Origin of the sequence: Curtobacterium sp. A7_M15, assembly GCF_030705415.1 — a bacterium.
Lineage (GTDB): Bacteria > Actinomycetota > Actinomycetes > Actinomycetales > Microbacteriaceae > Curtobacterium.
In genome coordinates, this window is the sequence record NZ_JAUZED010000027.1 from 1 (window position 1) to 13,316 (window position 13,316).

Below are 13,316 nucleotides of genomic sequence, written 5' to 3' on the forward strand. Positions count from 1 at the left end.
GGTCGCCGCCGTCGGGTGCCGCCGTCGGGTGCCGCCGCCGCCGGTCGCCGCCGTCGGGTGCCGCCGTCGGTCGAGGCGGAACGACAAGGTCGATGTCGTACGACGTCGAGGATGTCGTTCTGGGTCCGCTGAGTGCTGTCGCCAGGCTGGGCGCCGTCGTCCGGTCGGGCACCGCTGCCGGTCGGGGCGCGGTCGTCGTCGGACCGGACCGGGCGTCGTCGTCAGACCGGGCGTCGCCGATTGTCGAGGCGGAACGACAAGTTCGATGTCGTACGACGTCGGGAATGTCGTTCCGGGTCGGTCGGGCGCCGCAGTCGGGCACCGCAGTCGGGCGCCGCAGCCACGCGCCGCAGCCGGTCGGGCGCCGCAGGCCGCCGCGCGGGCTCAGACGCTCTCGTGCCGCGGGATCTCGAGCCAGACGACGACCGAGTCGTCCTCGTCCCCGTCCTCGTCGTCCAGGCCAGCCCCGAGCGCCGCCGACTCACTCGCCGCCAGGTCGAGCCGCAGCCCCACGACGGTCACGGCGGACTCGGACCCCTCGGGGACCGTGCGGATGATCACGTTGTCGGCGTCCCGCGCCTGGTGCAGGGCCTCGGCGATGCGAGCGTGCACGCGGCGCAGGTCGTCGATCTCGAGGTCGTCGAGTCCGCCGTCGTCGTGCAGCTGCACCGTGGCGCCACGACGGCGGAGGCGCATGACCTCGTCGCGGACGTCGTCCGACAGCAGCGAGCGGCCGCGGATCTCGTCGCGGATGGCCTGCTCGAGGTGCAGGCACTCGGCTCGCTCGGCCTCGTCGAGGTCTCCACCGGTCTCGATGATCCGCTGCAGCATCGGCAGTGCCATCCGGGTGGTCTGGCTGAGCCGGAACTGTCGCTCGAAGACGTGGGCGTCCTGTGCCGCCTGCCAGTCGGCGGTCTCCTGCTCGGCGCGCACGAAGTCGCGGGTGACGCGGGTGGCACGACTCATCGCGGCGGTGAGGCCGGTGGCGATCACCACCCACACCACGCTGCCGAGCACACCGAGCGACCCGAGCGCCCCGAGTCCGGCCCACGCGACGGCGTGCACGGCGAGGAACCCGACCCCGACCCAGGCGAACGCGACACGTGCGCGCACGACGAGGACGACCATCAGCGTGCCGACCGCCGCGATCCACCACGTGCCGTTCCCCGGGCCGGCGGTCAGGTCGACCGTGGGCGAGGCGACGACGGGGAGCACCACGGCCGTCGCGAGCGCGAAGCACGTCGCCCAGACCGGGAGCGGCCGACCGGGCACGAACACCGCGACGCCGGTCGCCGCAGCGTAGAGGACCATGCACGCGACGACCGGCCCGACCTGGGTCGCGCCGGGGAGCGTCGTCGCCGCGAGGACGAGGTGGTAGACGGAGAAGAGCGTGGCGAGTCCGATCGCGACGCCAGCGGGCAGCGAGGCCTTCACAGCTGCTCCCCCGGTGCCGGCGCCCAGTCGAGGAGCACACGGGTACCCGCTCCCGGCGCGGTGACGATCTCGGCGGTGCCACCGGCCGCGACGACCCGCTCCACGATCGACCGACGGACGCCGAGCCGCTCGGCGGGGATCCCCGCGATGTCGAACCCGGCGCCGCGGTCACCGACCTCGACGTGGACGCCGGCGCCGCGCTGCTCGACGACGATCCACCGGTCGACGTCGGCCGGACCGGCGTGCTGCACGCTGTTGACCGCTGCCTGGACCGCCGCCGAGGCGACGGTTTCCGCGACGATCGCCGGCAGCCGGATCGATCCGACGTGTCCTCGGTCGATCCGCACCGGTGCCGCGAGCGCACCGACGGCGTCGGCGATCCGGTTCCGCAGGTCGACGAGGGAGACCGGGGGCGCGTCCCCGGGACCGTCGGCAGCTGCTGCCTCGAGGTGGTCGATGGCGTTCCGCGCCATGCGCGCGGCGAGCATCTCGGCGTCGTGGGTGTCGGCCCGCGCGGCGGAGAGGAGTGTCGTGAGCACGCTGTCGTGGACGATCGCGTCGACCTGCACCCGCTCGACCTCGGTGGCGTGCTCCCGGATGGCATGAGAGTAGCGCCGGACGGCCGTGGCCTGGGCGGCGTCGACGGCGGCCGCCGCACGGCGGAGGACGATCACGATGATGAGGGCGGCCCCGCTGAGGATCGCCGTGTAGATGCCGTTGAGCAGCGCTCCGACGCCCGCGTCGCCGCCCAGCGGGGTGAAGCGGATGGCCACGTAGACGGCCGGCACGAGGGCGGTGTAGACGGAGGCGCGCCACGGGGCGAACCCCATCGCGGCCGCGGTCGACCCGACGGTGCAGAGCCACCAGGGCCACGGTGCCTGGTCGGACGGGATCGGCTCCTGCACGGTCAGCGGCCAGGTGACGAGTGCGACGAGGAACACCAGGGCGCACACGATCTGCGCGATCTGCGCGAGGCGTCTCGCGAAGACGGACGCGGCGACGAAGAGGAACGACGCCGCGAGTGCGCACGCGACGACGGGTCCCCACACCGGATCGAGGTACGGCAGCTGCGACAGCACGGCGGGCACGGTCGTCGCACCGAACCCGAGCGCGGCGACGGCGAGGAGGATCGCGAACGCGCGCTCGACGGACGCCTGGGTGATGGACGCGCGGACGCTCCGTGCGGGGTCGGCCCCGAACGGCGCCGGTTCGAGCCGTCCGGCTGCGTTCCGCATCGCCGACGAACCGGCACCCGACAAGGCGCCAGCACCGGCTCCGGCACCGGCACCGGCACCGGGTGCAGCGTCCGCCGCCGCCATGCTGCTCAGCGGCCGTCGCCGTCGGGATCGATGCCCGAGTCGAGCCCCGGCAGGATGCCGTCCTCGACCGCACGGCGGAGGAGGTCGACCTTCGTCGGTGCCGGTCGACCGACCTCGACGTACTTCACACGGATGCGGTCGAGGTACTCGCGGGCGGTGGAGTACCCGATGCCGAGCGGCTGCGCGGCGAGCTTGAGCGGCAGACCCGATGCGTAGAGGTGCAGGATCTCGCGCTCCCGGCGTCCGAGCTGCGCCTTCGCGAAGTCCCGGTCGGCGTCGATCGCGCTGGCCCACTCGAGGTTGTTCAGCACGTCCCCGCGGGCGACGGTGGCGACGGCGGCCATGACGGTCTTCGTCGCCGAGGACTTCGGGATGACGCCGGCCGCCCCTGCGGCCAGTGCCTCGCGGACGTTCGCGACGCGGTCGGCGATGGAGTGCACGAGCACGGCGGAACCGGTGCCCTGCACGCCCTTCACGTTCGCGGTCACGGTCGAGCCGTCACCGAGGGACAGGTCGAGGACGACGACGTCGACCTCACGCCCACCGAGGTTCTCGATGTACTCGGGCACGCTGGCGGCGGTGAGCACCACCTCGAACCCCTCGTTCTGGCAGGCTGCCTGGATCCCGAGCCGCACGGACTCGTGGTCGTCGACGATCGCGACACGGACCGGCTTGGTCGCCAGTCCGGTCGTTCCGGATGTGGTCGTGTCTGTTGCCACGGTGGCCTCTCTGGTCGATGCGCTCCCCGGCCCCTGAAACCGGTTCACCATCAAGCACCCAGGATACCCAGGTCGGACTCAGGCAGCGGCGCGACGCGATCGTGTCCCGTCAGCCGACCCGCGATCGACGGTCAGGCGACGGGCACCAGGCGCGCCACGGCCTCGAGGTGGTGGGTGTGCGGGAAGAGGTCGAAGGCCCGCAGTGCCTCCAGGCGGTAGCCGAGGTCCGCGAACGTCGCGACGTCGCGTGCCAACGCGACCGGGTCGCAGGCCACGTAGACGACCTGGGCCGGCTGGAGGGCGGCGATCTGCATGACGACCTCGCGCCCGGCACCCGAGCGCGGCGGGTCGAGCACGATCGTGCCGGCGCGGTGGCGCTGCCGCTCGCCGGCGGACAGGGTCGAGTTGGTGCGCTGCAGCCAGCGGTCGACGCGACCGGTCTCGGCGCGGGCGCCGATCCACTCGGACAGGTTCTCCTGCGCGTGCTCGGTGGCCCGCTCCGAGCTCTCGACGCTGGTGAGCTTGGCGCGTGGACCGACGAGGTCACCGAGCGCCGCCCCGAGCAGGCCGACACCGCCGTAGAGGTCGAGGTGCTGTCCGTCGGGATCGAGGCGGTCGCGGTCGACGAGGTCCTGCACGGCGGCGGTCAGCACGGCCGGAGCCGCCCGGTGGACCTGCCAGAAGCCGTTGTCGTCCACCGAGAACGAGCGCTCGCCCACGACCTCGGTCACCACGGTCGGCTTCTGCTCGTCGATCACGAGTCGAGCGCCCTCGGAGCCGCTCGGCGCGAGGACGTCGAGCACGGAGGCTCCGGGCATCGCCCCGCGACCGAGCGGAGCGCCGTCCTGCACGACCCGGCTCGCGAGCGGGAGCGACGTCACCGGCACGACGGTGTGCGACCGGGCGGCGAACGGGCCGGCCGTGCCGTCCTCGTCGACGTGCAGGCGGACGCGGGTGCGCCAGCCGGTGCCGTTCGCCTCGTCGTCACCGGGGGCCGCCTCGACCACGACGTCGTGGCCGAGCACGTCGGCGAGGTCCGTGCGGGCGAACCGGGCGAACGAGTCGACGAGGACGTCGTGCTTCAGCGTGCGCTGGTGGCCGAGTGCGATGTGTCCGAACTCGGCGCCACCGGCACGGACCGCGGGGTCCCGGTCGAGTGCGGCCCCGGGCCAGACGTGGTCGACGCGGTGCTCGCTGGGCGTCTGGACCGACACGGTGTCGGCGCGCCAGAACGACTTCTTCCGGTCCTCGGTCACGCGGGCGGTCACCCGTTCGCCGGGGATCGCGTCCGACACGAACACCACCCGCCCCTCGTGCCGTGCCACGGAGATGCCGCCGTGGGCGATCCCGGTGACGTCGAGGTCGAGCAGCGTTCCGACGGATTCACCCATGGTTCGATGTTCCCATGCGTCTGTACCTCGCGAGTACCTCCCCCGCCCGCCGCGCCCTGCTCGCCCAGACCGGGATCGAGCCGGTGCTCGTCGCGCCGGGGGTCGACGAGGACGCCGCCGTCGACTCGGCCGCCGCCTCGCTCGGCCGGGACCTGACCGGTCCCGAGCTCGTGGCGATGCTCGCGGTCGCCAAGGCGGACGCGGTCGCCGACGGCCTGGTCGCCGGCGAGACGGTCGACGGCTTCGTCTTCGGCGGGGACTCGGCGTTCGAGGTCGACGGCGTCCTGTACGGCAAGCCGCACGACCCGGAGGTCGCGCGGGAGCGGTGGCGCCAGATGCTCGCCGCAGGCGGCGGCACGCTCTGGAGCGGGCACTGCGTCGTGGACCGGCGCCGCGCCCTGGACGCACCCGTCCCGGGTCCTGGAGGCGCGGGTCGGGCCGACACCGTGCCTCCCGTCCGGACCGTGGACGCGTCGGGCGGTGGGCCGCTGGGCGCTGCTGCCTTCGTCGCGGGCGTCGCGCCCGGCGGGTCCGCGATGGTCGCCGACGGCGACCACGTGGTGGCGGTCGACAGCGCCGTGCTCACCTTCGCCGACGACATGTCGCCCGCGGAGATCGACGCCTACGTGGCCACCGGCGAACCGCTCGAGGTCGCCGGGGCGTTCACGATCGACGGTCGGGCCGCCGCGTACATCACCCGGATCGACGGCGCACCGTCCGCCGTGGTCGGGCTCTCGCTCCCGGTCCTGCGCTCGATGCTGCTGCGTGGGTTCGGCATCGCGTGGCACGATCTCTGGGCACTGTAGACATCCACACTTCTTCGCGCCGGTTCTTTGTGGGTGCCAGTCAATTCGCGCTCCTGCCGCACGAATACGCTGACTTACCATGCCCCGTATCAGCAAGGTCCTCATCGCGAACCGCGGCGAGATCGCCGTCCGCATCATCCGCGCGGCCCGCGACGCAGGCAAGGCATCGGTCGCGGTCTACGCCGACCAGGACCGTGACGCCCTCCACGCCCGCCTCGCCGACGAGGCCTACGCGCTGAACGGCACCACGAGCGCCGACACCTACCTCCTCATCGACAAGATCATCTCGGTCGCCCGCCGATCCGGCGCCGACGCCGTGCACCCGGGCTACGGCTTCCTGGCCGAGAACGCGGACTTCGCGCGCGCCGTCATCGACGCCGGGCTGACCTGGATCGGGCCGTCACCCGAGTCGATCGAGCAGCTCGGCGACAAGGTCTCCGCGCGCCACGTCGCCGAGAAGGTCGGGGCGCCGCTCGCCCCCGGCACCATCGAGCCCGTCAAGGATGCCGCCGAGGTCATCGCGTTCGCCGACGAGGTCGGTCTGCCCGTCGCCATCAAGGCGGCCTTCGGTGGCGGTGGGCGCGGCCTGAAGGTCGCCCGGACGCGCGACGAGGTCGCGTCGCAGTTCGAGTCGGCGACCCGTGAAGCCATCGCGGCCTTCGGTCGCGGCGAGTGCTTCGTCGAGAAGTACCTCGACAAGCCGCGCCACGTCGAGACCCAGTGCCTCGCCGACGAGCACGGCAACGTCGTCATCGTCTCGACGCGCGACTGCTCGCTGCAGCGCCGCCACCAGAAGCTCGTGGAAGAGGCGCCGGCGCCGTACCTGACGGACTCCCAGAAGGAGCGCCTGTACGAGTCGTCGAAGGCGATCCTGCGCGAGGTCGGCTACGTCGGTGCCGGCACGTGCGAGTTCCTCATCGGTGCCGACGGGACCGTCTCGTTCCTCGAGGTGAACACGCGTCTGCAGGTGGAGCACTGCGTCTCGGAAGAGGTCACGGGAATCGACCTCGTGCGCGAGCAGTTCCGCATCGCCGAGGGCGGCGTGCTCGACTACGACGACCCGGAGCCGCGCGGCCACTCGTTCGAGTTCCGCATCAACGGCGAGGACGCCGGCCGCAACTTCTTCCCCGCGCCCGGCCCCGTGCACGCGTTCCACGCGCCGTCCGGGCCCGGTGTCCGCGTCGACTCGGGTGTCGTCTCCGGCGACGTCGTCTCCGGTTCGTTCGACTCGATGCTCGCGAAGCTCGTCGTCACCGGCGCCACGCGGGCCGAGGCGCTCGAGCGGTCCCGGCGAGCCCTGGCCGAGTTCGAGGTGACCGGCCTGCCGACCGTGCTGCCGTTCCACCGCGCCGTCGTGTCGGACCCGGCGTTCGCCACGGACGACGAGACGCCCTTCTCCGTCTACACGCAGTGGATCGAGACGGACTTCGTGAACGACATCCCGGCGTGGAGCGGCTCCCCCGAGGAGCTCCCCGCGCCGGCCGCCCGCGAGAGCGTCGTCGTCGAGGTACAGGGCAAGCGCATCGAGGTCACCATGCCCTCGATCGTCGGCGGCGGCGCTGCCGGTGCTGCGGGTCGTCGTCCGGCCGGCCCGTCCGCTCCGCCGAAGCGTCGCTCGTCCGGTGTCCGCGGCGGCATGGTGTCCTCCGGCTCCGTGACGTCCCCGATGCAGGCGACCGTGGTGAAGCTCGCGGTCGCCGAGGGTGACACCGTGGTGAAGGGCGACCTGCTCGTCGTGCTCGAGGCCATGAAGATGGAGCAGCCCGTCGCTGCCCCGCGTGACGGCGTCGTCACGGGGCTGAACGCCCCCGTCGGCCAGACGATCTCGTCCGGCCACGTGCTGCTCGAACTCGCGTAGGTAGGGCGGCGCGCGGGCGCTTCGCGCGCGCGCCCGCTCGCGCGCGCTCGCTCGCTTCGCTCGCACGGTGCCGCAGGCTCGCGCCCCGCTGTGGTCATCGCGCCCCGACTCTTCGGGGCGCGATGACCGTCAGAGGGCGCGGCTCGCGGCGTGACGCCAGGCGGTGCCCCAGTTCGGGCCGAGCGGCACCCCGGCGTCGTGCAGGATCCGCGGAAGCTGTCCCGCGGGCATCGCGTCCGACCACATCACCCGTGCGAGACCGTTGACCTCTCGTCTCCGGCGGAGGCGGTCCTCGCGTCGCTTCTCGTCGACGAGCGCGTCGTGCGCCGTGCGACCTCCGCGGGGATCGGCGTACTTCACGCGGCCGTCGAACTCGACGATAACGCCGCAGTCCTCGAACCAGAGGTCGACTCGGTCGCAGAGCGGACCGTCGTACCGGAACTCGTGCTGCGGGGTCGGGTCGGGGGCGCCGAGTACGTGGGCGCCCCACCGCGTGATGCTCTCCCCCGGTGACTCGGCGAGCGCATCCGCGTGCTCGACCAGTTCACGCGCACGTCGGTGCCCCCGAGCGTCGCGACGACCGAGCGCGTCGAGGATCGCCGCTCGCGGTACCCCGCGCCGCAGGACCGCATCGAGGACGACGATGGCACGCCACGGGTGCTCGGTGAGGGCGATGTCGACTGCTGTCTCGGCCACCGTGGTGACCGGGACGCCGTCGACCTCGGTGGTGACCGGTCGTCGGCCGGCGCTGCCGATGCGGCGGATGCTGCGCTTGACCTGGCCGCGGTCGCGAGTCGGATCGGTCACCGTGACGCGCTCGCCGTACTCCCCGATCCACGGGAGCCCGTGCACGGCGACCGCCGAGCGGTGTGACACCACGACCTGACCCGGACTCGTCGTGCTCGAGAAGACGCTCCGCACCAGCAGACGATGCCGGTCGCGACCGCTCATCGAGGCCCAGTCCCCCGACTCGACGGAATTGCCGCGGCGGATCCGGACGAGTTCCCCTGCGCCGGCGGCACGGCGGATCGCCGAGGCGCGTCCGGGCTCGTGGGCGAGGCCGACGGTGGAGATGAGTTCGTATCCCATGGCCCGATGATCGCGCCGCTCGTCCGCTCGATGGCGACGCGGACGGGATCTGTGGACGGTCGAGCTGCACCGCGCCCCGCTGTGGTCATCGCGCCCCGGAGAGTCGGGGCGCGACGACCGTGGCGGGGCGCGGAACGAACAAGCAGCGGGGCGCGGAACGAACAAGCAGCGGGGCGCGGAACGGCCGCCCCGCCGCAGCGGCCTCGGGCCCTACGACACCAGGGGACGGACGTCGGCGGCGAGGGCGTCGACCAGCGACTGCGCCTCGGCAGGGGTCTCGGCGACGGTGTCGATGTAGACCTTCACCTTCGGCTCCGTGCCGCTCGGGCGGACGATCACGCGAGCGTCGCCCGTCAGGTCGTAGCGCAGGATGTCCGACGGCGGGAAGCCCTCGACACCGCCTGCGTAGTCCGTGACGGACAGCACCGCCAGCCCGCCGAGCGTCGTCGGCGGAGTCGAGCGCAGGGACGCCATGATCGAACCGATGCGCGAGAGGTCGTCCACGCGGGTCGCCACCTGCCCGGATGCGAACGCGCCGAACTCCGCCGCGAAGGCGTCGAGCTGCCCCGCGATCGACGAGCCCGCAGCGGCCAGGTCCGAGGCGAGCGACAGCAGCGACAGCGCCGCCGAGATGCCGTCCTTGTCGCGCACGACCTCGGGGTCGACCAGGTAGCCGAGCGCCTCCTCGTAGCCGAAGAGCAACCCGGGGACACGCGAGACCCACTTGAAGCCGGTCAGGGTGTCGCGGTACTCCAGCCCGTGGCGCGCGGCGACCCGTGCGAGCGCGGGCGAGGACACGATCGACGCCGCGAGCGTCCCCGGCACGCCGTCGGCGGAGGCCCGCGCGGCAGCACGCCACCCCAGGAGCCAGCCGACCTCGTTGCCCGAGAGCCTGCGGAAGGAGCCGTCACCGTCCGGCACGGCGAGCGCCAGCCGATCGGCGTCCGGGTCGTTCGCGATCACGAGGTCGGCGCCGACCGCGACGCCACGGGCGATCGACAGGTCCATCGCCCCCGGTTCCTCGGGGTTCGGGAAGGACACCGTCGGGAACGCACCGTCAGGCTCGATCTGTTCGGGCACCGTCTCCGGCACGGCGAACCCGGCGGCGTGGAACACCGCGCGGGCGGTCTCCCACCCGACGCCGTGCATGGCTGTGTAGACGACCTTCGGCTGAGCGTCCGGAGCGAGCGCGGGACGCGGCACCGTCCCCGCGGTGGCAGCCACGTAGGCGTCCACCAGCGCGGAGGTGGCGACCGTGTAGTCCGTGGCACGGGGCAGGTCGACGATCGATCGGGCAGCCACGGTGTCGATCGCCGCGGCGATCTCGGCGTCGACGGGCGGCACGATCTGCGACCCCTCGTCGTCCTCACCGAGGTAGACCTTGTAGCCGTTGTCCCGCGGCGGGTTGTGGCTCGCGGTCACCATCACGCCGGCACCGACGTCGAGGTGCCGCACGGCGAACGCCAGCACGGGTGTGGGGAGCGCCGACGGCAGCAGGGTGACCTCGAGTCCGAGTCCACGCATGACCTCGGCGGAGTCACGGGCGAAGACGTCCGAGTTCACACGGCCGTCGTACCCGATGACGACGCTGCGCCGACGACCGGTGTCGATGAGGAACCGTGCGAGGCCGGCGGCGGCCTGGGACACCACGACCCGGTTCATCCGGAGCGGGCCGTACCCGAGTTCGGCGCGGAGACCGGCGGTCCCGAACGCCAGGCGCCCGGCGAACCGCGCGGCGAGGTCCTGGACGGCGGGACCGTCGCCCGTCGCAGCCGCTTCGATCGCCGCATCGAGCGAGGAACGGGTCACGGGGTCGGGGTCCTGCGCGCGCCAGGCGCGAGCAGCGGCGAGCACCCCGTCGACGTCGAACTTCACAGCGCCGCCACCACGCGGGCGAGCAGGTCGGCGATGACCGGCTCGGCATCGCGTCCGGCCTCGAGCACCTCGGCGTGGGACAGCGGCGTCTTCTGGATGCCGGCCGCGAGGTTCGTGATGAGCGAGAACCCGAGGACCTCCATGCCGGCCTGTCGGGCGGCGATGGCCTCGAGCGCGGTGGACATGCCGACGATGTGCCCGCCGATGGTCTTCGCCATCTGCACCTCGGCCGGGGTCTCGTAGTGCGGGCCGCGGAACTGGGTGTAGACGCCCTCGTCCAGGGAGGGGTCCACCCCGCGGGCGACCGCACGCAGGCGCGACGAGTACAGGTCGGTGAGGTCGACGAACGTGGCACCCTCGAGCGGGCTGTCCGCGGTGAGGTTGATGTGGTCGCTGATGAGGACGGGCGTGCCGGGCGTCCAGTGCTCCTTGATGCCGCCGGCGCCGTTCGTCAGCACCATGACCGAGGCGCCGGTCGCCGCCGCGGTCCGGACGCTGTGCACGACCCGCCGGACGCCGTGGCCCTCGTAGTAGTGTGTGCGGGCACCGATGACGAGCGCGTGCCGACCGTCGGCGAGACGGATCGAGCGGACCGTACCGGAGTGTCCGGGGACGGCCGAGGCGCTGAAGCCGGGGACCTCGGACGCGGGGATCTCGGACACGGTCTCGCCGATGAGGTCCGCGGCCTTCCCCCACCCCGACCCGAGGGTCAGGGCGATGTCGTGGCGCTCGATGCCGGACTTCGAGGCGATGACCTCGGCGGCGTCACGCGCGACCTCGAACGGGTCGGCGGTGGGGTCGTTCAGCGGGTTCTCCGTGCTCATGCCCCAACTCTAGAGGCCGGAGAACCGGCGTCAGTGTTCCCCGAGCGCCCGGTCCACGGCCGCGGTGATCTCGGCCTGGTCGAAGTGGTTCCGGATCACGATGACCTCGGCGTAGGTGGACCCGATCGCCTCGACGAACTCCGCGCTCGTGAGGATCACGTTCGCGTCGTCGGACACCCGCTGCACGGACGCGACGTCGGCCGCCACGACCGACGCGCTCAGCCCGAGCGCCGCGAGTGCCTTCTCGGCGTTCACCTTCAGGATCGCGCTCGCGCCGATGCCCGCACCGCAGATGGTGACGATCTTCACGCCGTGACCCCCATGATGGCTCGGACCTCGTCGGGGGTGCTGGCGTCGGCGATCCGGCCCGTCATTGAGGCGTCGTTGAAGAGGTTCGCGATCTCCCCGATCGACTCGAGGTGCGTCCCGACCCCCGCGACCGCGAGCCCGAGCACCACGCGGACCGGGTCGTTGTGCGGGTGCCCGAACGACACCGGTTCGCCGAGCGTCACGACGGACAGCCCGTCACGCAGCACGGCGGGACCCGGCCGGGCGTGCGCGAACGCCAGCCCCGGTGAGATGACGATGTACGGCCCGTGTTCCTCGACCAGACCGATCATGGCGTCGGTGTAGGGGGCGGTGGCCGCACCCGAGGACACGAGCGCGCCGCCGGCGAGCCGGAGCGCGTCGCGCCACGAGGACGCGGTCGCCCCGAGCACGACGGCGGAGTCCGGCAGCGGCGGCAGTGGCATGCGTCAGGCCTCCTGGTGGCCGGCCGTGATGGTGGCGATGATCTCTTCGCGGTCCTCGAGCGGCAGGAACGACCCGAGCGCAGCGTTGATCTGGAACGCCGCGAGGTCGTCGAGGTCGTAGCCGAACGTGCCCGCGAGCAACGCGAGTTCCTTCGAGAGCGAGGTGTCGCTCATCAGGCGGTTGTCGGTGTTCACCGTGACCCGGAAGCCGAGCTGGTAGAGCACGTCGAAGGGGTGGTCGGCGAGGTCGTCCCCCCACGCGGCGACCGCCCCGGTCTGCAGGTTCGACGACGGCGAGACCTCGAGCGGGATCTCTCGGTCGCGCACCCACGAGGCGATCTCGCCGAGGGAGGCGAGGGTCGAGCCGTCACCGGCGTCGGACAGCGTGACGTCCTCGAAGATGCGGACGCCGTGGCCGAGGCGCAACGCCCGCCCGTCGACCAGCGCGGAGCGGATCGAGGCGAGCCCGTCGGCCTCGCCCGCGTGCACGGTCACGGGGAAGAGCTCGGACGCGAGGTAGTCGAACGCCGCACGGTGGTTCGAGGGCGGGAAGCCCGCTTCGGCACCGGCGATGTCGAAGCCGACGACCCCGGCGTCACGGTGGCGCACGGCGAGCTCGGCGATCTCGAGCGCGCGGTCCGCGTGGCGCATCGCGGTGACGAGCTGCCCGACGCGGATGGTGCCGCCGGCCGCGTCGACCGCTTCCTCGATGCCGGCCTGCACGGCTTCGACCGCCTGGTCGAGGGTGAGGCCGCCCTGCAGGTGCTGCTCCGGTGCCCAGCGGACCTCGCCGTAGACGACGCCGTCGGCGACGAGGTCCTCGACGAACTCCTTGGCGATGCGGTGCAGCTGCGGCGCGGTCTGCATCACCGAGGTGGTGACGTCGAAGGTCTTGAGGTACTCGACGAGCGAGCCCGAGTTCGACTGGTCGGCGAACCACTGCCCGAGCTCGGCCGGGTCGGTGGTCGGCAGGGTGACACCCGCCGCGCCGGCGAGCTCGACGATCGTGGCCGGACGCAGACCGCCGTCGAGGTGGTCGTGCAGGGAGACCTTCGGCAGGTCGTTGATGACCGCTCCGGCGTCGGGCAGGCGGTAGGTCGTGGCGTCGGCGCTCATGCGTCCAGGCTATCGGTGGTCACCGATCCGACGCAGGCACCTGTGCACAACAGACGGACGGACACACTGGAGGCTCACCACAGGTGCCGAGAGACCGTCACGGTCCGCAGACCGGCCGACACCCGCGCCCCGG

12 protein-coding genes are annotated in these 13,316 nt (G+C 72.6%); 2 read left to right on the forward strand and 10 right to left on the reverse strand.

The genetic code is table 11. The features are described 5' to 3' along the window. Positions 1 to 384: 384 nt before the first annotated feature. The 4 genes from Q7F20_RS07100 to Q7F20_RS07115 form a co-directional block, all read right to left on the reverse strand. Complete coding sequence (locus Q7F20_RS07100; RefSeq protein WP_305739413.1) at positions 385 to 1,434, reverse strand: hypothetical protein; 1,050 nt, start codon at positions 1,432 to 1,434, stop codon at positions 385 to 387. Further along, entirely contained in the window at positions 1,431 to 2,753 is a 1,323-nt protein-coding gene (locus Q7F20_RS07105; RefSeq protein WP_305739414.1) for a sensor histidine kinase, read from the reverse strand. The genes Q7F20_RS07100 and Q7F20_RS07105 overlap by 4 nt, the downstream gene beginning before the upstream one ends. Before the next feature lie 5 nt (positions 2,754 to 2,758). Further along, positions 2,759 to 3,523, reverse strand: coding sequence for a response regulator (locus Q7F20_RS07110; RefSeq protein WP_370871632.1), 765 nt, complete (start codon positions 3,521 to 3,523; stop codon positions 2,759 to 2,761). A gap of 80 nt (positions 3,524 to 3,603) precedes the next feature. After that, positions 3,604 to 4,863 carry a class I SAM-dependent RNA methyltransferase gene (locus Q7F20_RS07115; protein ID WP_305739416.1) on the reverse strand — a complete coding sequence of 420 codons (1,260 nt, stop codon included), beginning with the start codon at positions 4,861 to 4,863 and terminating at the stop codon, positions 3,604 to 3,606. 14 nt (positions 4,864 to 4,877) lie between these two features. Here Q7F20_RS07115 and Q7F20_RS07120 point away from each other — a divergent pair, with 14 nt between their 5' ends. Together Q7F20_RS07120 and Q7F20_RS07125 are read left to right on the forward strand one after the other, a co-directional pair. After that, a complete protein-coding gene (locus Q7F20_RS07120) occupies positions 4,878 to 5,669 on the forward strand; it encodes a nucleoside triphosphate pyrophosphatase (RefSeq protein WP_305739417.1) in 792 nt (263 codons plus the stop codon). Between the two features lie 79 nt (positions 5,670 to 5,748). Continuing rightward, entirely contained in the window at positions 5,749 to 7,527 is a 1,779-nt protein-coding gene (locus Q7F20_RS07125; RefSeq protein WP_305739418.1) for a biotin carboxylase N-terminal domain-containing protein, read from the forward strand. A 129-nt stretch (positions 7,528 to 7,656) separates the two neighbouring features. Here the strand turns inward: Q7F20_RS07125 and Q7F20_RS07130 are convergent, their stop codons facing one another. From Q7F20_RS07130 to Q7F20_RS07155, 6 genes are all read right to left on the reverse strand, one after another. Beyond that, positions 7,657 to 8,616 (reverse strand): hypothetical protein, encoded by a 960-nt coding sequence (locus Q7F20_RS07130; RefSeq protein ID WP_305739419.1) that lies wholly within the window; start codon positions 8,614 to 8,616, stop codon positions 7,657 to 7,659. 210 nt (positions 8,617 to 8,826) lie between these two features. After that, positions 8,827 to 10,491: a phospho-sugar mutase gene (locus Q7F20_RS07135; RefSeq protein ID WP_305739420.1), complete on the reverse strand. Its 1,665-nt coding sequence runs from the start codon at positions 10,489 to 10,491 to the stop codon at positions 8,827 to 8,829. Beyond that, a complete protein-coding gene (locus Q7F20_RS07140; protein WP_305739421.1) occupies positions 10,488 to 11,315 on the reverse strand; it encodes a purine-nucleoside phosphorylase in 828 nt (275 codons plus the stop codon). The genes Q7F20_RS07135 and Q7F20_RS07140 overlap by 4 nt, the downstream gene beginning before the upstream one ends. A gap of 30 nt (positions 11,316 to 11,345) precedes the next feature. Then, a complete protein-coding gene (locus Q7F20_RS07145; protein ID WP_305739422.1) occupies positions 11,346 to 11,624 on the reverse strand; it encodes a PTS sugar transporter subunit IIB in 279 nt (92 codons plus the stop codon). Further along, positions 11,621 to 12,067, reverse strand: coding sequence for a PTS sugar transporter subunit IIA (locus Q7F20_RS07150; protein ID WP_305739423.1), 447 nt, complete (start codon positions 12,065 to 12,067; stop codon positions 11,621 to 11,623). The genes Q7F20_RS07145 and Q7F20_RS07150 overlap by 4 nt, the downstream gene beginning before the upstream one ends. 3 nt (positions 12,068 to 12,070) lie before the next feature. Continuing rightward, positions 12,071 to 13,183: an adenosine deaminase gene (locus Q7F20_RS07155; RefSeq protein ID WP_305739424.1), complete on the reverse strand. Its 1,113-nt coding sequence runs from the start codon at positions 13,181 to 13,183 to the stop codon at positions 12,071 to 12,073. Between the last annotated feature and the right edge of the window lie 133 nt (positions 13,184 to 13,316).

Coding starts and splice junctions, on each gene's coding strand:
- Q7F20_RS07125 (WP_305739418.1), top strand. CDS start 5,749: ATGCCCCGTATCAGCAAGGTCCTCATCGCGAACCGCGGCGAGATCGCC.
- Q7F20_RS07115 (WP_305739416.1), bottom strand. CDS start 4,863: ATGGGTGAATCCGTCGGAACGCTGCTCGACCTCGACGTCACCGGGATC.
- Q7F20_RS07105 (WP_305739414.1), bottom strand. CDS start 2,753: ATGGCGGCGGCGGACGCTGCACCCGGTGCCGGTGCCGGTGCCGGAGCC.
- Q7F20_RS07140 (WP_305739421.1), bottom strand. CDS start 11,315: ATGAGCACGGAGAACCCGCTGAACGACCCCACCGCCGACCCGTTCGAG.
- Q7F20_RS07150 (WP_305739423.1), bottom strand. CDS start 12,067: ATGCCACTGCCGCCGCTGCCGGACTCCGCCGTCGTGCTCGGGGCGACC.
- Q7F20_RS07130 (WP_305739419.1), bottom strand. CDS start 8,616: ATGGGATACGAACTCATCTCCACCGTCGGCCTCGCCCACGAGCCCGGA.
- Q7F20_RS07155 (WP_305739424.1), bottom strand. CDS start 13,183: ATGAGCGCCGACGCCACGACCTACCGCCTGCCCGACGCCGGAGCGGTC.
- Q7F20_RS07110 (WP_370871632.1), bottom strand. CDS start 3,523: ATGGTGAACCGGTTTCAGGGGCCGGGGAGCGCATCGACCAGAGAGGCC.
- Q7F20_RS07120 (WP_305739417.1), top strand. CDS start 4,878: ATGCGTCTGTACCTCGCGAGTACCTCCCCCGCCCGCCGCGCCCTGCTC.